Here is a 21,386-nt window from a genome sequence, read left to right on the forward strand (position 1 = left end):
GCCTGGGGGCCTCGGCCTATGCCCGCAACCAGGTCTGGCGGGACGACCTGCTGTTGTGGCACGACACCGTCACCAAATCCCCCGGCAAGGCCCGGCCGCACCTCAACCGGGGCAATGCCTTTATGAAGCTGGGCCGGTATGACCGGGCTTTGGGGGACTACCAGCGAGCGGTCGAGTTGGATCCCGCCTATGCCCAGGCCTGGTATAACCGGGGTTTGATCTATGCCATCGCTAAGCAATACGCTCTGGCCAGAAATGATTTCAAAAAGGCCGCTGAGCTTAAGCCGGAATATATATCGGCTGTGATCAATCTGGGCAATACCTATAACGACACCGGAGAATACCTCGCGGCAATAGAAGCCTACACCCAGGCCCTGAGGATAGATTCCAGCGATGCCAACGCTTTGTGCAACCGCGGTCTGGCCTATTATCGCCTGGGAGATCGGACAAATGCTTTAAAAGATTACAACCAATGCCTGGCAGCGGACAGTACTTTTATCAACGGCTATCTCAACCGGGGGCTCCTGTTTCTGTCGGAGGATCTGAACCCTTCGGCCCTCAGTGATCTGGACCGCTATATTTCAGTCAATAAATACAATCCCCGGGCCTATTATTACCGCAGCCAGGCGCTTCTTAAGCTGGGCGACACCGTTTCGGCCGGGGAGGACCTTAAGGTTTATAATTCATTATCAGGAAGCAAATAAGGGACGCATATGGAAGCAGTGATACAGATCAAGGACCTCACCAAGATGATCCAGCCGCACTTCTGGTCGAAGAGACAGATGATACTCCAGGGTCTGGACCTGGAGGTCCATTCCGGGGAGATCTTCGGATTTCTGGGTCCCAACGGGGCCGGCAAGACCACCACCATAAAATCGCTGATGGGGATCATCGGCCCCACCTCCGGGCAGATAAGGATCCTGGGGAGTGACCCCCGGGATACAGCGGTCAAACAGCAGGTCGGCTACCTTCCGGAGACGCCTTATTTTTACGACTACCTGACCGGGCGGGAATTCCTGACCTTCTGCGGCGATCTGTTTGAAGGCAGGAAGGCCGGCCTCAAGGAAAAGATCGGCTATCTGCTGGCCCTGGTCAGGATGGAGGAGTCGGCCGACCGCCAGCTGAGGAAATACTCCAAGGGCATGCTGCAGCGGATCGGCCTGGCCCAGGCCCTGATCAACGACCCCAAGCTGGTGGTGCTGGACGAGCCGCTGACCGGCCTGGACCCGATGGGCCGCAAGGAATTCAAGGACATCATCGCCGGACTGAGGGAAAAAGGGACCACGGTGTTCTTCAGCTCGCACATCCTGCCCGATGCCGAGACCATCTGCGACCGGGTGGCCATCATCAACAAAGGGAAGGTGCTCAAGGTCGGAAGGCTGGACGAGCTGCTGGATGCCAAGTTGGAATCGGTGGAACTGATCTGCCGCGGTCTGTCCGCCGAAGGGTTGAATAAGATCCAAAAACTGGCAACCGGCTCCAGCCGGAACGGCGACGAGTATATTCTGACCTTTCCGGATATGGTTTCGGCAAACACTGCGGTGAAAGATGTTCTGGCTTCCGGGGGGCAGGTGGTCTCCCTGAATCCGCTCAAGGAAAGCCTGGAAGAATATTTTGCCCGGGAGGTAAGCCAAGATGCCTAAGATATTCGCCATCGCCAGGAATACTTTTACCGAGGGCCTTCGGGCCAATACCCTGTATATCATTTTTGCTTACGGCCTGCTGATATTGCTGGGCCTTGCTTTTTTGACGCCGCTGGCCCTGGGAGAACAGGGCCGGATCCTCAAGGACCTGGGGCTGGCCGGCATCGAGGTGATGGGGATGATGGTGGCCATCATTGTCGGGACCACCCTGGTATACAAGGAGGTTGAGAAACGCACCATCTATGTGCTGGTATCAAAGCCCCTGTCCCGTTCCCAGTTCCTGGCCGGCAAATATCTGGGGATGGAGATGCTGTCCGCCGTGATGGTGGGCCTGATGGCGGTCATTTTCTATGCCGGCCTGCTGGTGATGAAGCAGGACAGGCTGGCGGTATACACGGTCCCGATTTTTCTGATCTTTGTCAAAATATCCATCATCAATGCCGTGGCCTTGTTCTTCTCCAGCCTGGCCTCGCCCATCCTGGGGGCGGTTTTCACCTTCTGCCTTTACCTGGCCGGGACCCTCAGCCGGGATATTTTGGAGCTGGCCCAGAGGCTGAGCATTCACTCCGTCAGCCTGGCCGTGAAGGCGGTATATTATCTGCTGCCCAACCTGGGAAACCTGGATGTCAAGAACCGGATCATCTACGACCAGCAGATAATCTGGCCCCAGATATGGTGGGGGATAAGCTACAGCCTGGCCTACATACTTTCCGTCATGTTGATAACCGTAATGGCCTTTGAAAAAAAGGATTTCAAATGAGGTTCCGGACCGGGACATATCTTTCGAAGACCATATTATGGCTGCTGCTGCTGGCATCGGGGCTTTTGGTATTCACCAGCCAGAACAGCCTTGACCGGATGAAGGCCGCCGATGGCCAGCAGGGGGAGCTGTTGTATTTTCCCTCGGCCCGCTTCACCAGGGCCGCCGCCTTCGGTTTCACCAATCTGGCGGCCGACGGGATCTGGCTGCAGATGATCCAGTATTACGGCCAGCATTCTCTGAGCGACCGGGAATACAAGTACCTGGGGCATATGTTCGATCTGCTGACCTACCTGGCGCCGCAATTCAAAATGGCCTACAACTTCGGGGCGCTGTTGTTGGTAAGCGATGCCCGCGATCCGGCCGGGGCTTTAAAGTTATTGGATAAGGGGATATCCTTGAATCCGGAGGACTGGTCGATCCCCTTCACCAAAGGGTTCATCAATTACATTTTTTTGAGCGATTACCGGGAGGCCGGCCGGTGGTTCACCATCTCCTCCCGCCTGGCCGGCGCCCCGGAGATGGCCGGGCGTTTCGCCGCCTTCGCCCGCAAGAAAGGCGGCGACATCTATGCCTCCCGGGAGCTGTGGGTGGAGATCTACAACAAGAGCCGGAACCAGACCGAAAAAGAAATAGCCAAAATGTATATAGACCAGATCGACCGGCAGCTGATCATTGATAAATTGAACAGCATTGTCAGCGCTTACCGAAAAGAAAAGGGAGACTGGCCAAAGGGATTGGGGGAGATGGTCGAATCCGGTCATTTGAGGCATATTCCTAAGGATCCCCTGGGAGGTAGATTTGTTCTGAATAAAACCAGGGATTCGGTTATGGCGGTTGGCGGCAGGGATAAGAAAAAATAAGGTTGATAAGTATAAGTTAATGTAATATCATTACCGGAATGAAAGTTGATCAGGAAAGAGTCGATCCGCAGAATACTCAGATGATCGCAGATAAAGTTAAAATCCAGGGTACTGATAAAAGGGATTTAGAGACCTATGCAATAATTGGTGCCGCAATGAATGTTCACAAAGAACTGGGGCAGGGGTTTTTAGAGCCGGTTTATCAGGAAGCTTTGGCAATCGAATCGGGCTGATTTTATTTGTTTTGGCAGTGTAATCCTGGAATTAAAGGCGTTATCAAATATGAGCGGTATTGAAGAAGCCCAAGTCATAGATTATCTAAAAGCTACCGGTCTCAAGAAGTCTTTATTGCTAAATTTTGGCAAACCCCGACTAGATTACAAGCGCCTTATCCTGACTAAATAGAATCTGTGCCAATCGGCGAACATCTGTGGATAAAAAACAAAGAGGAACCTTATGAACTGGAAGATATTCGGCGCCGCTTTCCTGACCCTGTTCCTGGCCGAGCTGGGCGACAAGACCCAATTGGCGGTCATCACCATGAGCGCCGAGTCCAAGAGCTGGCTCTCGGTCTTCCTGGGCGGCAGCCTGGCACTTATCTGCGTGACCCTGATCGGGGCGCTGTTCGGGCAGGCCATCATCAAAGTGATCCCGCAGAACATCCTGCATTACATCGCCGGGGGGCTGTTCATCGTGATGGGCATCCTGGCCATCCTGGGGAAATTATAAACCTTACCCACTAAAGTACACTAAATAACACGAAAATATATTTATTTTGGTTTTCGTGTATTTCGTGGGCAAAAAAAGTGGGGAAAATAATAACGGAGAGATATATGAAGTTTGCAGCCAAGATGGAGAAACTGAAGGTCGAGACCGCCTTCGAGATGATGGCCAAGGCCAAGAAGCTGGAGGCCGAGGGCAAGAAGATCATCCACCTGGAGATCGGCGAACCGGATTTTGACACCCCCAAGAACATCAAGGAAGCCGCCAAGAAGGCCCTGGACGCCGGCATGACCCACTACGGGCCCTCGGCCGGCCTGCCCGAGCACCGCCAGGCCATCGCCCAGTACTACAGCAAGCAGATCGGCGTCCAGTACGGGCCGGAGAACGTGGTGGTGACCCCCGGCGCCAAGCCCATCATGTCCTTCGCCATCACCGCCCTGCTGGAGGAGGGCGACGAGTGCCTGGTGCCGGACCCCGGATTTCCCATCTACCAGTCCATGGTCAAGTTCAACGGCGGGGTGCCGGTGCCTCTGCCGCTGCGGGAAGCCAACGACTTCCGGCTGGATGTCAATGAGCTTAAATCCAAGATCACCAAGAAGACCAAGCTGATCATCATCAATTCGCCCCACAACCCCACCGGCGGGATACTGACCAGGGACGACCTGAAGGCGGTGGCGGACATCGCGGTCAGCCACAACATTCCGGTGCTGTCGGACGAGATCTACGACCGGATGATCTACGAGGGCAAGTTCGAGAGCATCGCCCAGTTTGAAGGGATGAAGGACCTGACCATCATCCTCAACGGCTACTCCAAGACCTACGCCATGACCGGCTGGCGGGTGGGCTACGGCCTGATGCCGGTGGAATTGGTGGGGCACATGGCCCAGCTGATGACCAATATCAACTCCTGCACCGCCACCTTCAGCCAGATCGCCTGCATCGAGGCCCTGAAAGGCCCGCAGGACGAGGTCACCGCCATGATGACCGAGTTCAAGAAGCGCCGGGATTTTATCGTCGACCGGATCAACCGGATGCCGAAACTTTCCTGCCGCAAGCCGGCCGGGGCCTTCTACATCTTCGTCAACGTCAAGCAGACCGGGATGGACTCCCGCAAGTTCACCGACTTTCTGCTGAATGACTGCGGGATCTGCGCCCTGGCCGGGGCCAACTTCGGGGCCGAGGGCGAGGGCTACGTCCGCTTTTCCTACGCCAACACCATCGAGAACCTGGCCGAGGCGGCCGATCGGATAGAAAAAGCTTTGTCAAAACTATCCTGAACCGCTAAGACGCGAAGATCGCAAAGAAACCAATAAATATTTCAAAGCTGTGAACACAAATTACCTTTCCTGGTTCAAGGCCCTTGACATCGCCCTGCAGGACCGCAGGGACTGCTTTCAGCTGCTGTCCAGCAACGTCTATGAACCGCTGGACATGCTGGAGAAACAGGCCAAAGAAAACTGGGCCGAGCTGCGCCGCCTTCAATCCTACAACAACGACTGGGGACATCCGGTGCTGAAGCAGCTAATTGCGAAGCGCTACGGGATCAGGCCCACGGAGATACTGCTGACCAACGGCTGTACCAACGCCACCTATCTTTCCATAATCTCCCAGGTCAAGCCCGGCGATACCGTGATCTGCGAGACCCCGGCCTACCAGCCGATGTGGCAGACCGCTCAGCTGTCGGGCGCAAAGATCAAATGGCTCAAGCGCCGCCCTCCGCACTACGAGGTCGATCCCGATGAGCTGGCCGGCCTGGTCGACCGGAAGACCAGCCTGGTGATCCTGACCAACCTGCACAACCCCAGCGGGGCGTATCTAAGCAAAAAGGAACTGGCGGAGATAGCCCGGGCGGTGCGCCGCAGGAACCAAAAGACCCGGATCCTGATGGACGAGGTCTTCCGCGACTTCGTACCGGACCGGCCGGCCTGTACGGTGGATCCGGTCTACATCTCCACCGGCAGCCTGTCCAAGGTCTACGGCCTGAGCCACCTGGAATGCGGCTGGATCCTGGCTGATAAAAGGACCATCGATCATATCGCTCCGTACTTCGTGCTGTCGGACGGCAACGGCTCGCGCTACCTGGAGGCCATGTCGGCGGTGGTGTTTGAAAAGCTCGACGCCTACCTGTCCCGGTCAATGGATATCGCGGCCCGCAACCGGAGGGAGCTGGCCGGGGCGGCCGGGCCGCTGATAAAAGAAGGACTGATCTCGGGAGACATCCCGGAACAGAGCTGCATCTGGTTCCCCCAGGTGGCCGGTTTCAGGGATGCCGGCAAACTGGCGGACCTGCTGGCCAGGAGATACCAGGTCTATGTGGTGCCGGGAAAATTCTTCGGCGACGCCGGCAGGATCAGGATCGGCTTCGGCAGCCAGCCGGAGGCGTTCAGGAAAAGCATTGCCGCCTTTGCCGGGGCGGTCAGGGATATAACTAAACGCTGAATGGGGTTGAAATCGTAGTGAAATTTTGTTATCATACTAAGTTGTTAGGGTTTAGGGTTTAGAAATTAAGATTTAGTATTGTGGGGCTGTAGCTCAGTTTGGTAGAGCGGCGCGTTCGCATCGCGTAGGTAGCCCCGATGAATCGGGGTCAGCTCCATAATGCTTGGGGCTGCCTTTTGGGGTGGATTGAACAAATATCATATTGAAGATAAGTGGGGCTGTAGCTCAGTTTGGTAGAGCGGCGCGTTCGCATCGCGTAGGTAGAGGGTTCGAATCCCTTCAGCTCCACCATTATTACATCTTGCCGGGCATTAGTCCGCCGCAGGCGGGCACCAGTTTTGGTGAACTAAAGTAATGGATCCAAAACGGACAATTGAAAATTTGTCCGCCTAGGATCGTAAATTTATTAAAGCTTAAGGAGAATACAATGGCGAAACGGGTCTACAATTTTTCGGCCGGGCCGGGAATGCTGCCAGAGGCGGTATTGAAGAAAGCCGCGGAAGAGATGCTGGACTACCAGGGTTCCGGGATGTCGGTGATGGAAATGAGCCACCGCTCCAAGGTCTACCAGTCCATAATCGACGGCGCCGAGAAGGCCATCCGCGACCTGATGAACATCCCGGCCAATTACAAGGTGCTGTTCCTGCAGGGCGGGGCCTCCACCCAGTTCGCCATGATCCCCCTGAACCTGCTGAAGAAATCCAACAAGGCCGACTATGTCAACACCGGGGAATGGGCCAGCAAGGCCATCGCCGAGGCCAAGCGCTACGGCGACATCAAGGTGGTGGCCAGCTCCGAGCCGGAGGTGTTCAACCACCTGCCGGAACTCGATCCCAAGGAGTTCCGCCCCGACGCCGACTATTTCCACATGACCACCAACAACACCATCTTCGGAACCTCCTGGAAGAAATACCCCGACACCAAGAGCGTCCCGCTGGTGGTGGACATGTCCTCGGACATCCTGTCAAAGGTGGTGGACATCAGCCAGTTCGCCCTGGTCTATGCCGGGGCCCAGAAGAACATGGGTCCGGCCGGGGTGACCGTGGTCATCATCCGGGATGACATGATCGACTTCTCCAAGCCCGAGACCCCCACCATGCTCAAGTACAAAACCCACGTGGACGGCGCCTCGATGTACAACACCCCGCCCTGCTTTGCGGTCTACATGGTCAAGCTGGTGTGCGAGCATGTGCTGGCCCTGGGCGGTGTGGCGGCCATGGAGAAGATCAACAATCAGAAGGCCGCCCTGCTGTATGAGGTGTTAGACAATTCCAAGCTTTTCAAGTGCCATGTCCAGAAAAAGGAGGACCGATCCATCATGAACATTCCCTTCCGGACCCCGTCCGAGGAATTGGACAAGAAGTTCCTGGCCGAGGCCGCCAAGGAGGGACTGACCACCCTCAGCGGCCACCGCAAGACCGGCGGGATGCGGGCCAGCATCTACAACGCCATGCCGCTGGAGGGGGTGCAGAAGCTGGTGGAGTTCATCAAGAAGTTCGAACAGGCCAATTCGTAATACCAATTAAAAGGGATATATCATGTCTAAAAAAGTTTTATTGGCCACCGAAAAGCCCTTCGCCAAGGTGGCGGTGGAAGGTATCTCCAAGATCTTCACCCAGGCCGGCTACGAGCTGATCAAGCTGGAAAAATACACCGACAAGGCCGACCTGCTGAAGGCGGTGGCCGACGCCGACGCCATGATCATCCGCTCGGACAAGGCCGACGCCGCGGTGATCGAGGCCGGCCAGAACCTGAAGGTCATCGTCCGGGCCGGGGCGGGCTACGACAACATCGATCTGGCGGCGGCCAGCGCCAAGGGGATCTGCGCCATGAACACCCCGGGGCAGAACTCCAACGCGGTGGCCGAACTGGCCCTGGGGTTGATGGTCTTTCTGGCCCGCAACAAGTTCACCGAGGGCAACGGCTCGGAGCTGAGGGGCAAGAAGCTGGGCATCCATGCCTACGGCAACGTGGGCCGGCTGGTGGCCGGCATCGCCAAGGGCTTTGGGATGGAGATCTGCGCCTTCGATCCCTTCGTCGAAAAATCCAAGATGGAGGCCGAGGGGGTCAAGGTGTTTGAAAAGATGGAAGACCTCTATTCCCAGTGCGACTACGTCTCCCTGCACATACCGGCCAACGACCAGACCAAAAAGTCCATCAATTACGACCTGCTGTCCAAGATGAAGAAGGGCGCGGCCCTGATCAACACCGCCCGCAAGGAGGTGATCGACGAGGAGGGCCTCAAGAAAGTGATGGCCGAGCGGGAGGACCTGAAGTACGCCACCGACATCGCCCCGGACTGCCACGCCGAGATCGCCGAGAAGCTGGGCAACCGCTACCACGCCACCAAGAAGAAGATGGGGGCCGAGACCTCGGAGGCCAACATCAACGCCGGGCTGGCGGCGGCCAACCAGATCGTCAAGTTTTTGGAGCAGGGCGATAGGACCTTCCAGGTGAACAAATAACTTTTGACCGCCCCCTTTATCCCCCTCCCGCAAGGAGGGGGATTTTTAATCCCTTCTCCTATGGGGAAAGGGTAGGGGTTAGGACCGTCCCCGGGCTATTTAATTTGATTGAAATTTAAACGGAAATGTAATAGAATTAATGTTCATTTGATCAAACAATAGTTTTAAATATAAACATCAGGAGCAACATGGCCATCGTTCTACCATTCAAGGCAGTCCGCCCCAAAAAGGAGTTTGCCAAGGACATCGCCGCGCCGCCCTATGACGTGGTCAACAGCGAGGAGGCCCGGGAGCTGGCCAAAGGCAACGACAAGAGCTACCTGCACATCAGCCGCCCGGAGATAGATCTGGACCCCAAGACCGACGAACATGCCGGCCAGGTATACGACCAGGGGAAGATAAACTTCGAGAAATTCAAGGCCAACGGCTGGATGTTCCAGGAGCAAAAGCCCTGCTTCTACATCTACAAGCAGATCATGGGCGGCCACCAGCAGATCGGCCTGGTGGCGGTGGCCTCGGCCGAGGACTATGACCGGGATGTCATCAAGAAGCACGAGCACACAAGACCCGACAAGGAGGACGACCGCACCCGGCACATCAGCACCATAGACGCCAACACCGAGCCGGTGTTCTTCACCTATCCGGCGGTGCCGGCCATAGACTCAATGATCAACGACTGGATCAAGCAGACCCCGGAATATGATTTCACCAGCGACGACGGTGTCAAGCACACTTTGTGGGTCTGCAACGACGACCAAATCATCTCGGCGCTGAAGGCTGAATTCTCAAAACTGAAATACATGTACGTGGCCGACGGCCACCATCGCAGCGCCGCCGCCTGGCGTCTGTGGAAGGAGCGCAAGGCCCAGAACCCCCAGCATAATGGGAAGGAGGAGTACAATTTCTTTCTGACCGTGATCTTTCCCGACAACCAGATGAACATCATGGCCTACAACCGGGTGGTCAAGGACCTCAACGGCAATTCCAGTGACGAGTTTCTGAAGAAGCTCGGCCAGAAGTTCGCCGTAAGCGAGAACGCCCCGGATGTACCGGGAGCCAATTTGAAATTTTCCATGTACCTGGACGGCAAGTGGCATCTGCTGACCGCCAGGGACGGCAGCTATGATGACCAGGATCCGGTGAAAAGGCTGGACGCCTCGATCCTCCAGGACAACCTGCTGCAGCCTGTGCTGGGGATAGAGAACCCCCGCACCGACCAGCGGATCGGCTTCGTGGGCGGGATCCGGGGGACAAAAGAACTGGTCAAGCTGGTGGATTCCGGCAAGTATGCGGTGGCCTTCTCCCTGCACCCGGTCAACATCAAGCAGCTGATCAGCGTGGCCGATTCCGGGCAGGTGATGCCGCCCAAGAGCACCTGGTTCGAGCCCAAGCTGAGGAGCGGGTTGTTCGTGCATCAGTACAACGGCAAGAAATAAGATGCTAGATGAAGTTCCGGCTTTTTTAAGATCGGGACTTTGTTTTTTCACTTAAAATGATCCCCGATTTATGGTATAATAAATTTTAAAATCTGAACTTGCCTGTTAAACGCCAATCACAAAATTGTCGTTTAGTGTGTTTGGTGGGCAACATACTTAAGGGATATTGAAAATGTGCGGAGTTTGCGGGGTCTATAATTTCGACAAGGCTTCCGAGATGCTGTACCTGGGAATTTTTGCCCTGCAGCACCGGGGGCAGGACAATGCCGGGATGGCGGTCTGGGACGGGCGGGAGGTGAGGATACACAAGGACAAGGGGCTGGTGTTCGACATATTCAAGCCCGAGGTGCTGGCCGCCCTGCCGGGCCGGGTGGCCATCGGCCACACCCGCTACCCCACCGCCGGGGACAGCTCCCTGGTCAATGCCCAGCCCCATCATGCCGACACCAGGGACGGCCGGATGGTGATCGTCTCCAACGGCGACGTCACCAACATGCTGGAGCAGACCCGCTACCTCAAAGCCCAGGGCTTCACCCCCTACGGTTCCAACGATGCCGAGGTGATAGTGGCCTCGATCGCCTGCTATTACGAACAGAGCGGGGATGTCGCCCGGGCCATAGAGATGATGATGGACAATGTCCAGGGCAGCTATTCGGCCATTTTGCTGTTCCGGGGTGATATGTACGTATTCCGGGACCCCCTGGGCATCCGGCCGCTTTCCCTGGGGAAATCGGGCGACGGGCTGGTCTTCGCCTCGGAGAGCTGCGCCATCGAGACCATGGGGGGCAGCTACCAGCGGGATATCGAGCCGGGAGAGCTGTTCATCGTCAAACCCGGCGGCACCGAGAGCCGGAGGCTTAAAAAGATGCCCCATTACAAACACTGCGTGTTCGAGCACATATATTTTTCCCGCCCCGACAGCGTGGTCTACGGGGAGAGCGTGGCCCAGAAACGGTTCATGTTCGGCCAGAAACTGGCCCAGGAGAGCCGGGTGCTGTCGGAATTCGTGATGCCGGTGCCGGACTCCTCCAATAATGCCGCCCTGGGCTATGCCGACCAGGCCGGGATCCCCTTCAAGCTGGCCCTGATCCGCAGCCATTACATCGGCCGGACCTTCATCGGCTCCTCCCAGGCCATCCGGGATTTCGCCGTCAAGCTCAAGTTCAACCCGGTCAAGAGCCTGATCCGGGGCAAGAAGGTGGGGGTGGTGGACGATTCCATCGTCCGGGGCACCACCTCCAAAAAACTGATGAAGTTCATCCGGGAGGCCGGGGCGGAGGAGATCCACTTCCGGATAGCCTCGCCGCCCATAAAACATCCCTGCTTTTACGGGGTGGATACCCCCCGAAGGCACGAATTGATAGCCTCATCCCAGTCGGAGGGGCAGATAAAAGAGTTCGTGGGGGCGGATACCCTCAGTTACCTTTCCCTGGAGGGCCTGAAATCATGCCTGAAGGAGCCGGGGAACTACTGCTATGCCTGCCTGGACGGACGTTATCCCATCGACCCGCCGCCCGGCAAATAGTATTTTATATTTCAGTCCGGAGCATGGGGTTAAAAAATAAATTTATTATAAAAAAATCTTGACTTTGGCCCCCAATTATGAGAACATTTTCAAAAAGGAGGAGTAAAACCTATGCTCAATCTCAGGAAGCTTGTTTTCTTACTGATTGTGGCCCTGATCCTGCCTGCTACAATATATGCCGGCGGCAAGTGGTATAATTACTACGAGGAAGGCCAGAAATACATGAAGCTGGGCAGCTGGGACCGTGCCATTGACGAGTTCCGCAGCGCCGCTTCTTTGGAATTCAAGGATAAACCCCAGTTCCGGATGTACGGGATGCATTTTATGGACTATTTCCCCCAGCGGGAGATGGGCATCTGTTATTATAACCTGGGCGATGAGGCCAATGCCAAGAAATCCCTGGAGCTATCCATGGCCTTCGCCCCCTCCAAACGGGCCCGGGAATATCTGGACAAGCTCTCCAGGGGCGATGCCCCGTCGGCCGCCTCGCTTACCCCCTACGTCGACCGGGATGAGGAAAAGCGCCTGGCCCGGGAGAGGGAGCAGATAGAGCGGGAGAAGAAACGGCTGGCCGAGCAGGCTGCCGCCCTGGAACGGCAGAAGAAGGAGGCCGATGAGGCCACCTCCAAGAAGGTGGCCATGGAAGAAAAGCGGATCGCCGCGGAAAGGGAGCGCCTGGCCAGGCTGGAGGCCGAGAAGACCACCAGCGATGCCGGCACCCTGCCGGTGGGGGCCCTGACCTACGACCCCACCCGGGTCACCCAGGTGGGATCCCGGCTCTCCATAGCGGTCCTGCCCTTCGAGAACAAGGGGGGGGACGCCACCATCTCCAGCACCGTCCAGGACAAGATGATCACCTCGCTGTACAGCCTGAAAAGGTTCAAGATCATCGAGCGGTCCCAGATCGACAAGGTGATGAACGAGCAGAAGCTCGGGATGACCGGGGCCATAGACCCCGATCGGGCGGTCAAGGTGGGCAAGATGATCGGGGTGGACGCCATCCTGATCGGCTCCATCTCCTCCACCGCAACCGGGGTGGGCATGGATGCCCGGCTGATCGACACCGAATCCGGGGTGATCATCACCGCCAAGGACGCCTACAGCCCCAAGAACTCCCTGCAGGACGTCAAGAACATGGCCACCGACATCTCCATCCAGGTGTACAACGACGTGCCGCTGGTGGAGGGCTACGTCATCAAGGCCGACGTGCCGACCATCGTGCTGGATGTGGGCTCGGCCAAGGGGATGCGCAAGGGCATGAAGATGGTGGTCTACAAGGAGGGCGACGCCATCACCCACCCGGTGACCGGGGAGATCCTGGGCAAGCAGGTCACCAAGATGGGCGAGCTGCTGCTGACCGAGGTCCAGGCCAAGATGTCCGAGGCCCAGGTGGTGGAGAAGGAACCGGGCCAGACCTTTACCGTGGGCAACAAGGTGGTGGCCAAATAGACCACCCCCCTTAATCCCCTCCTTGATCAAGGAGGGGACATGGGGAGGTCTTTTTATAAAAATATTTCTCTGTTTGTAATTTATTTTATGAAGGGAGGTGGGGTTTTCTTTATAAAGGTATAGTATGCTATCTGTGAATAAGTAATAACCAAATTTTAATAATTACTGGAGGAACTCACAATGCGCAAGTTAGGTTTGATACTACTGACCATAGCCGCTATTGGCTCGCTGGCCTACGCCCAGAACATTGATTTCAATATAATGGGCACCGGGGCCCGGGCCCGGGGAATGGGCGGGGCCTTCATCGGCGTGGCCGACGACGCCACGGCAGTGGGTTGGAACCCGGCAGGTATTGCCCAGTTGGAAAAGCCAGAGGCTTCTGCAGTGGCATTATTTAACATTAAAAGCATAACAAATGAAGGCACCTTTACCGACGATCCGACTTGGAACTATAAGGAAACTGAATCTGTAAAGCACTTTGCTCCGGCATTTGGTAGCCTTATATTGCCTTTTAAAGCTGCCGAAAAGAATGTTGTATTTGCTGTTGCTTATCAGCGACTGATTGATTTTGGCTATGTCCATACAAAAGACACTACCGTTCTTGGTATTACTTATACATCAATTGATAAAATGACTGGTGGAGTGGATGCAATAACTCCAGCGGCCGCTATTCAAATTACCCCACAAATCATGATAGGAGCCGCTGGTAACATAATCGTAAGGGGTGGCGAGTATACTGAAGAAACAACGTCCTCTGATGATTCTTATGACTATAACTGGACACAAAACTATAGTTATTCTGGTTTTAATTTCAACACGGGTATTTTAGCCACTTTCAATAAATTTAATTTGGGCGCTTCTTTCAGATTTCCGTTTAATTTAAAAGAAGAAAGTGAATGGGAAGAAAGCGTAACTGGATTTACTGGTTCCAGTGGGGATGGCCCTGTTTACGAGTATAATTTCCCATTGATGATGGGCTTTGGCGTTGCGCTCAAACCAACTGATAAACTGACCTTAGCTGCCGATTTTGAAACCAGAAAATATTCCAATACAAACGGCGAATGGGAATACATGGGCATGACCGGCACCGATACAATGGATTGGCAAGATTGCAACCAGTTCAGAGTCGGGTTGGAATATATCATGTCCGGGACCAATGCGGTATTTCCGATCAGGCTTGGTTTTAGGACTGATCCAAAGACCACGCCATCGGTTGTTAATGATTGGGACGCTTCATTTAATCTGGTTTCGTCAGATACAACCACATTAAACGGCAAAGTATATACTGCTGGCTTCGGTTTAGTGATGGGGAAATTGATGTTAGATTTTGCCTATGAAATGTCCACGGGAGATATTTACTATAAGGAAAATAATTGGGGTATTGATAACACCAGTTGGACTTGGAAAGATTCGGAGGTATCCCACAACATCATGGCCTCGGCCATCATTCACTTCTAAGAATTTCTACACGACGGCTTAAGAAATTTTAAAAGGAGACAGAAATGTTCAAAAAGACAACCATAATCGCAGTAGCTCTTATAGCCCTGGCCGGGCTGGCCCTGGCCCAGGTGGAACAGCAGGTGCAGGGCGCCGGAATGGTGGACTGGACCACCCAGGCCGTCAAATCGACCGGCATCGGGGCCATCAACCCCAAACTGCCGCCCTCGGCCCAGCGCAAGAACGCCCTGCGGGCCGCCCAGCTGGACGCCATGCGCAACATGATGGAGACCCTCAACGGCGTGCTGCTGACCTCCGAGACCACGGTGGAGAACGCCATGATGAGCTCGGACATCATCAAGACCCGGGTGGAGGGCATCGTCCGGAACTTCCGCTTCACCTCCAAGCCCCGCTACATGTCCGACGGATCGGTGGAGATCGACATGGAGATGCTGCTCAACCAGAAGGTGGGCGACGCCCTGTATCCCGAGACCATGGGCGGCAAGACCCCCACCTTTGCCAGCCTGCCGTCCGATTTCAACTCCCAGGAACCGGAGAAGTACACCGGGCTGATCATCGACGCCACCGGGACCGACGCCGTTCCGGCCATGGTCCCCAACGTGCTGGATGAGTCCGGCGAGGGCATCTACGGCCAGGATTTCGTCCCCCGCGAGGCGGCCGTCAAGAACGGCGTGGCCATCTACGCCAAGAGCGTGGAGGAGGCCCGCCGCAATGTTGAGAAGGTGGGCACCAACCCGCTGGTCATCATGGCCGTCCGCTCCTCGGGCCTCAACAAGGCCGACCTGGTGATCTCCGACGGCGACGTGGAGAAGGCGGCCCTGATCGCCGACAACACCGATATCTATGACAACTGCAAGGTGATCATCGTAGTCAAATAATTTCCGGATAACCAAATGATTATGGGGAGAAGGCAAAAGGCGACCATACCTGCTTCTCCCCGTAATTTATGCCAGACATAAATCCATTGGGAGGTTTTAGCGCATGATGAGGAAGCTACTATTGTTCCTGGCCGCTGTTGTCATGGTCTTCTCCCTGTCATATGCCCAGGATGAACTGAGGGAGATCACCACCGACGGCACGGCGTCAGTTTTGAATAACGACAAGGCCATGGCCCGGGATGTGGCCATCCAGGACGCCCTGCGCAACGCGGTGGAGCAGGTGACCGGCGCGGTGATCAGCTCCAGCACGGTGGTGGAGAACGCCATGGTGGTGGAGGACAACATCTACTCCAAGGCCAAGGGCTATGTCAAGGCCTACTCGGTGCTCAGCGAGGGCGAGGCCGACAACGGGCTGAGCTATAACGTCAAGGTCAAGGCCCAGGTCCGGGCCGGGGCCATCAAGGAGGACATCGGCGACATCCTGAGGGGGGCCGGCAATCCCCGGCTGATGGTCCTGATCACCGAGCAGAACATCGGCCAGCAACAGTACAGCGGGCTGGATGTCAGCCTGAACGTGGCCGAGAACGCCATCATGGAGAATATGCGCAACAAGGGCTTTGAGTTCGTGGACCAGGAGACCAACGAGCGTAACATGCGCAAGGACAAGGCCCTGGCGGCCATGCAGGGTGACGCTGCCGCGGCGGCCTTCATCGGGGACCGGGCCGGGGCCGAGGTGATCATCACCGGCAAATCGTTCGCCAAGGAGGCCTCCGGGGTCAGCGACATGCTGGGCGGCATGAAATCCATGCAGGCCACCGTCTCGGTCAAGGCCATCAACACCGACGACGGCCGGGTGCTGGTCTCCAAGAGCCAGAGCGACAAGACCATCCATATCGACGAGGTGGCCGGCGGCACCAAGGCCATCGAGATGGCCGCCAACAAGGTGGCCGATTACCTGGCCGACGAGATCGTCAAGAAATTCACCCGGGGCTCCAATACCGTCACCCTCAACGTCACCGGGATCGCCGATTACCAGATGTACACCGACCTGGTCAACATCCTGAAGTACGAGATCCGGGGCGTCAAGGGGGTATCCGAGCGGGAGGTGGCCGGCAGCACCGGATTGATAGAGGTGGACACCAAGTTCAACAGCGGCCAGCTGACCTCGGAACTGCTGTACAAGACCTTCCCCAATTTCAGGGTCAGGATAATCAGCCGCACCGCCAACAAGATCAACCTGAAACTGGTGGCCCGAAAACAATAAAGGAGAATAGTGCATGAAAAGAATCACAGCGATCTTCACCCTAATAGCCGTGGCCTGCGCCCTGGCATCCGGCCCGGCCCTGGCGGAGAAATCCGGCGGGCTCAAAAAAAGGGTGGCGGTGGTGGATTTCGAGGATAAGACCGGCCACGGCGGCTGGCACATAGGCTCCGGAATGGCCGACATGCTGACCACCGCTCTGGTGAAATCCGGCAGTTTCATGGTCATCGAGCGCCAGCAGCTGGAGCAGGTGATGAAGGAGCAGAAACTGGGACTGAGCGGCGCGGTCACCCCCCAGAGCGCGGCCCAGGTCGGCAAGCTTCTGGGGGTGGAGCTGATAGTGCTGGGCAGCGTCAACGAGTTCGGCCAGAAGGAATCCTCGGTGGGCGGGTCGGTGGGGAGCAAGGTCTCCAAGGGGATGTTCGGCCTGAATAAAGTGGGGGTGGAGACCAAGACCGCCCGGGTGGGGATGGATATCCGGCTGGTCAACACCACCACCGGCGAGATCGTGGCGGCCGACGGCTTTGCCGAGGAGGAGAGCAAGAAGGGGCTGGACGTGGGCACCGATGATTTCGCCTTTTCCAACGATTCCCGCTTTGACCAGACCCTGTCCGGCAAGGCCACCCGCAAGGTGGTCAACAAGGTGGTGGACATGATAACTTCGGCCATGAACAAGCTGCCCTGGAGCGGCAAGATCCTCAAGCTCAACGCCGACAAGACCGTGATGCTGAAGCCCGGGGCGGAGGGCGGGGTCAAGGCCGGGGACATTTTCAACGTCTTCTCGCAGGGCGAGGAGATCATCGACCCCGATACCGGACTTTCCCTGGGCAGCGAGGAGAAGCAGGTCGGCACCATAGAGGTGGTGGAGGCCAAGGACAAGTATGCCACGGCCAAAGTCATTTCCGGCTCCGGGTTCAAAACGGGCGACATGGTCAGGGAGAAATAATTTCCCCGACATAATCAAGGCTCTATTTTTAGGAGGGTATTATGAAACATATTAAAAGCAGTTCCAACGGCGTTATCTGGCTTTTTCTGGTCACCGCCCTGGTGGTGATGGGCATGGTGTCGGGTCAGCTGATAGCCAAGACCTCGTCCATCGCCAAGATCACCTTCTATACCGGCCAGGTGGAGGTCCAGAAACCAATGAAAGACGTCTGGAGCAAGGCCCTGTTCAACCAGTCGCTGCTCTCCGGCCAGAAGGTGAAGACCCAGGAGGATTCCCGGGCCGAGATCGGCTTCGCCGACGGCAGCATCATCCGGATAGACGGCAACTCCAAGCTGGATATCATTGACGCCAAAAAGGAGAAGAGCGGGGCCCAGACGGCCACCGCCAAGGTCTGGAGCGGCAAGGTGTGGGCCAACGTCAACAAGATGAGCAAGAAGACCAAGTTCCAGCTGGAATCGCCCACCGCGGTGGCGGCGGTCCGCGGCACGGTCTACCGGATGGCCGTCTCCGACGATCAGACCACCAAGATCGCGGTCTACAGCGGCGAGGTGGCGGTGGACAACAAGCCCATAGTCAAGTTCATGGAGCAGAAGAAGGCCAAGGCCGGCGGGAAGCAGGGCGAGATCGAGGGGCCGACCCAGATCGCCGGTCCCAGCGAGGTGACCATGGAGCAGTGGGTGCAGATCGTCAAGGCCCAGATGGAGATCACCATCCACCCCGACGGGACCTACGACATCGTCAACTTCAATCCCATCATCGACAGCCAGGACGACTGGGTGAAATGGAACCAGGAGCGGGACGAGAAGCTGGGGATAAACCGGGATTAACCATTATCAACTCTTTCTGGATGTTATGATGAACCGGCTTAAATTATTTCTGCCGTCCGCTTTGGCGGCGCTGATCCTGTTTTCCTGCGGGCCTTCCACGGTCAGGCTCAAAAGGCTGGAGAGGGCCAACCTGCAGATTCCCCCGGTCACCCGGCTGGCGGTGGTGGACTTCGACGACCCCACCCACCGCAGCCTGGGCCCGGCGGTGGGCAACGTGCTGGTATCCCAGCTCAACACCCAGGGCTTCTACCAGATCATGGAGCGGGGCAAGATCCAGTCGGTGATGAAGGAGCATGCCTTCAACATGACCGGAGCGGTGGACCCCGGCACCATCAAGGAGCTGGGCGCCATCCTGGGGGTGGACGCCATCATCACCGGCGAGATCATCTCCTACAATGTGGAGACCAACCGCCGCACCGAGATGGTGGAGCGGAAGACCGGCACCGGGCGCTATGAGGAGGTGGAGAAGACCAATCCCTTCACCAAGAAGAAGTACAAGGTAAAAGAGGAGATCATGAAGACGGTGCTGGTTCCCGAGGAGCGCACCAGCAAGAGCGGAACGGTCTCCATCAACTACCGGATGGTGGACATCGCCTCCGGCAAGGTGGCGGTAAGCAAGACCCAGAGCTCCAGCTCCCAGCGCAGCTACAAGGACAACATCCCGGGGGATGAGCAGATATTAAGCGGGCTGCTGAACTCGGTCACCGAGGCTTTTGTCAAGGATATCTCGCCCCATTACATCGTGGTGGCCAAAAGGCTGCTCAAATCCAAGGCCGATCCCAACCAGATGGGCGCCGCCTACGCCAAACAGGGCGAATGGAGACGGGCGGCTGAGATCTGGGAAAAGCTGTCGGCCGTGAACCAGAAGGACCCGGCCTTGTGGCACAACCTGGGGGTGGCCTATGAGGCCATGGGCGAGGTGGAGAAGGCCGAACTAGCTTACAACAAGGCCCAGGTCATCGAACCCGGCAACCGGCTGTATATCGAGGACACCGCCCAACTGAGGAATGCCTTCCGCGGGGCCCTGCCATCGGAGAACCAGCAGGTGGCGGTGAACAACGCCAACGGCCCTAGTTCCGTTTCAGCCGGTGACGGCAAGATCGTGCGGATCGAGAGCACCGGGGAGATCTATGTCGATATCGGGTCAAAATCCGGCCTTAAGGCGGGCGACCGGCTGCTGGTCTTCGGTCAGAGGGAGATCCGCAATCCGGATACCGGGGAGATCCTGGATGTGGAGCAGGTGGACAAGGCCGAATTATCGGTGACCAAGGTGATGTTAAACTCGGCTCTCTGCCTGATATCTAAGCAACAAACTGGTAATAAGTTAGCACTGAAAGATAAAGTTAAGATCATTAAAATTGATAAGTAAACCGAAACTTTAATCAATAATCAATCATACGGGGAGATGAAAATCTCCCCATTATTATGTTTTATGAAAATTGCATCTGTACGAAATAAAAGCTTGGGGCATAAAGCAGGCCTTCGGCCGATGTTTGATCTGCTTTCCATCAACGGCCAGAAGATAAGCGACAACATCGATCTCCGTTTTCACCAGAGCGACGAACTGCTGGAGGTGGTCTATAAAGACAGGGCCGGCAAAATGAACCGCTGGCTGATCGAAAAGGGCTATGACCATCCCCTGGGTGTCGTTCTGGAGGAGCCGAAATTTCATTCCTGCGGGAACAAATGCATCTTTTGTTTTGTGGATCAGATGCCACAGGGGATGCGGCCGGCATTATATTTCAAGGATGAGGATTTCCGCCTGTCATTCCTCCACGGAAATTACATCACCCTGAGCAATATCAGCCGTTCCGACCTGGACCGGATCAAGCAGCAGCGTCTGAGCCCCCTTTACATTTCGGTCCATGCCACCGATGTCAAGTTAAGGCGGAAGATGCTGGGAAGCCGGCGAGAGCACGATCTTTTAAAGGTCATCAATGACCTGATCGCCGGGGGGATCGAAATGCATACCCAGATCGTGCTGTGCCCGGGCATCAACGACGGGCGGCATTTGAAAAAAACCCTGTCCGATCTATTGAAGCTGTACCCCGGCCTAAAAAGCATTGCGGTGGTTCCGGTGGGGCTGACCAAACACCGGCAAAAGCTCTATCCACTCCGTGCTATAACCAAGGAATACTCCCGGCAACTTATTGAGGAATATAAGAGATTGCAGCAGCAGTTAAGGCATAGGTTCAAAAGAACAATCCTTTACTTTGCTGACGAGTTCTATCTTAATGCCGGACTTGACTTTCCGGCTTCGTTTTGGTATGATGATTATCCTCAGCTGGACAACGGGGTGGGGATGGTCAGAGATTTTTGGAATAGCTTTCGCTCCCTGTCACCCGATCTCCCGAAGAGGCTTAAGCGGAGGAAAAAGGTTCTTTTAATATCCGGCATCTCCGGAGCCAGGGTGTTGAAGCCGGTGACAGTCCGGCTCAACGGTATCAGCGGCCTGGACTGTTCGGTTCTATTGGTGAAAAACCGGCTGTTCGGGGACTCGGTCACTGTCAGCGGGCTACTGTCCGGCAGGGATATTCTTTCCGCCCTGAAAGCTGAAGTCAGGGACTGCGACCTGATGGTCCTGCCGGAGAACCTGTTGAATCGCCAGGGAAAATTCATCGATGATCTGAGCCTGGGGGAATTCGGGAGAAGTCTCAAACCGGTCAAGGTGGTGGTCGGCCTGGAGGCATTGATCAAGGCAATCTGAACTTAA

The 21,386-nt window shown here is 56.1% G+C and carries 19 protein-coding genes, 2 tRNA genes and 1 pseudogene; all 22 read left to right on the forward strand.

Annotated elements, in window-relative coordinates; all coding sequences use genetic code 11:
- Positions 1–704, forward strand: a 704-nt coding sequence (locus tag RDU76_08805) for a tetratricopeptide repeat protein (GenBank protein ID MDQ7799024.1), incomplete at its 5' end; no start/stop codon positions are given.
- A gap of 9 nt (positions 705–713) precedes the next feature.
- Positions 714–1,643 carry an ABC transporter ATP-binding protein gene (locus RDU76_08810; GenBank protein MDQ7799025.1) on the forward strand — a complete coding sequence of 310 codons (930 nt, stop codon included), beginning with the start codon at positions 714–716 and terminating at the stop codon, positions 1,641–1,643.
- The gene (locus RDU76_08815; protein MDQ7799026.1) at positions 1,636–2,403 is read left to right on the forward strand and encodes an ABC transporter permease; all 768 of its coding nucleotides are present in this window, start codon (positions 1,636–1,638) and stop codon (positions 2,401–2,403) included. Before RDU76_08810 ends, RDU76_08815 begins: the two co-directional genes overlap by 8 nt.
- Complete coding sequence (locus RDU76_08820; GenBank protein MDQ7799027.1) at positions 2,400–3,266, forward strand: hypothetical protein; 867 nt, start codon at positions 2,400–2,402, stop codon at positions 3,264–3,266. The genes RDU76_08815 and RDU76_08820 overlap by 4 nt, the downstream gene beginning before the upstream one ends.
- A 155-nt stretch (positions 3,267–3,421) precedes the next feature.
- A pseudogene (locus RDU76_08825) lies at positions 3,422–3,671 on the forward strand (GxxExxY protein).
- A 51-nt stretch (positions 3,672–3,722) separates the two neighbouring features.
- Entirely contained in the window at positions 3,723–3,995 is a 273-nt protein-coding gene (locus RDU76_08830; protein ID MDQ7799028.1) for a TMEM165/GDT1 family protein, read from the forward strand.
- 104 nt (positions 3,996–4,099) lie between these two features.
- Positions 4,100–5,266 carry a pyridoxal phosphate-dependent aminotransferase gene (locus tag RDU76_08835; protein MDQ7799029.1) on the forward strand — a complete coding sequence of 389 codons (1,167 nt, stop codon included), beginning with the start codon at positions 4,100–4,102 and terminating at the stop codon, positions 5,264–5,266.
- A 49-nt stretch (positions 5,267–5,315) separates the two neighbouring features.
- Positions 5,316–6,428, forward strand: a complete 1,113-nt coding sequence (locus tag RDU76_08840; GenBank protein MDQ7799030.1) for a pyridoxal phosphate-dependent aminotransferase — start codon at positions 5,316–5,318, stop codon at positions 6,426–6,428.
- Positions 6,429–6,510: 82 nt separating this feature from the next.
- Positions 6,511–6,585 (forward strand) — tRNA-Ala (locus RDU76_08845).
- Positions 6,586–6,642: 57 nt separating this feature from the next.
- A tRNA-Ala gene (locus tag RDU76_08850) sits at positions 6,643–6,719 on the forward strand.
- Between the two features lie 136 nt (positions 6,720–6,855).
- On the forward strand, positions 6,856–7,944 hold the full coding sequence (gene serC / locus RDU76_08855) for a 3-phosphoserine/phosphohydroxythreonine transaminase (GenBank protein MDQ7799031.1): 1,089 nt from the start codon (positions 6,856–6,858) through the stop codon (positions 7,942–7,944).
- Positions 7,945–7,966: 22 nt separating this feature from the next.
- A complete protein-coding gene (locus RDU76_08860) occupies positions 7,967–8,893 on the forward strand; it encodes a 3-phosphoglycerate dehydrogenase (GenBank protein MDQ7799032.1) in 927 nt (308 codons plus the stop codon).
- Between the two features lie 188 nt (positions 8,894–9,081).
- Entirely contained in the window at positions 9,082–10,329 is a 1,248-nt protein-coding gene (locus RDU76_08865; protein MDQ7799033.1) for a DUF1015 family protein, read from the forward strand.
- A 172-nt stretch (positions 10,330–10,501) separates the two neighbouring features.
- On the forward strand, positions 10,502–11,854 hold the full coding sequence (gene purF / locus RDU76_08870) for an amidophosphoribosyltransferase (protein MDQ7799034.1): 1,353 nt from the start codon (positions 10,502–10,504) through the stop codon (positions 11,852–11,854).
- Between the two features lie 111 nt (positions 11,855–11,965).
- Positions 11,966–13,303: a CsgG/HfaB family protein gene (locus RDU76_08875; protein ID MDQ7799035.1), complete on the forward strand. Its 1,338-nt coding sequence runs from the start codon at positions 11,966–11,968 to the stop codon at positions 13,301–13,303.
- A 180-nt stretch (positions 13,304–13,483) separates the two neighbouring features.
- The gene (locus tag RDU76_08880) at positions 13,484–14,761 is read left to right on the forward strand and encodes a hypothetical protein (GenBank protein MDQ7799036.1); all 1,278 of its coding nucleotides are present in this window, start codon (positions 13,484–13,486) and stop codon (positions 14,759–14,761) included.
- Between the two features lie 44 nt (positions 14,762–14,805).
- A complete protein-coding gene (locus RDU76_08885) occupies positions 14,806–15,639 on the forward strand; it encodes an LPP20 family lipoprotein (GenBank protein MDQ7799037.1) in 834 nt (277 codons plus the stop codon).
- 103 nt (positions 15,640–15,742) lie between these two features.
- Entirely contained in the window at positions 15,743–16,903 is a 1,161-nt protein-coding gene (locus RDU76_08890) for a flagellar assembly protein T N-terminal domain-containing protein (GenBank protein MDQ7799038.1), read from the forward strand.
- Between the two features lie 13 nt (positions 16,904–16,916).
- On the forward strand, positions 16,917–17,846 hold the full coding sequence (locus RDU76_08895) for a CsgG/HfaB family protein (protein MDQ7799039.1): 930 nt from the start codon (positions 16,917–16,919) through the stop codon (positions 17,844–17,846).
- Between the two features lie 41 nt (positions 17,847–17,887).
- Positions 17,888–18,673 (forward strand): FecR family protein, encoded by a 786-nt coding sequence (locus RDU76_08900; protein ID MDQ7799040.1) that lies wholly within the window; start codon positions 17,888–17,890, stop codon positions 18,671–18,673.
- A gap of 25 nt (positions 18,674–18,698) precedes the next feature.
- Positions 18,699–20,042, forward strand: coding sequence for a DUF6340 family protein (locus tag RDU76_08905; GenBank protein MDQ7799041.1), 1,344 nt, complete (start codon positions 18,699–18,701; stop codon positions 20,040–20,042).
- A 120-nt stretch (positions 20,043–20,162) separates the two neighbouring features.
- Entirely contained in the window at positions 20,163–21,380 is a 1,218-nt protein-coding gene (locus RDU76_08910; protein ID MDQ7799042.1) for a DUF512 domain-containing protein, read from the forward strand.
- Positions 21,381–21,386: the final 6 nt, after the last annotated feature.

The organism is Candidatus Edwardsbacteria bacterium (assembly GCA_031082425.1).
Lineage (GTDB): Bacteria > Edwardsbacteria > AC1 > AC1 > EtOH8 > UBA2226.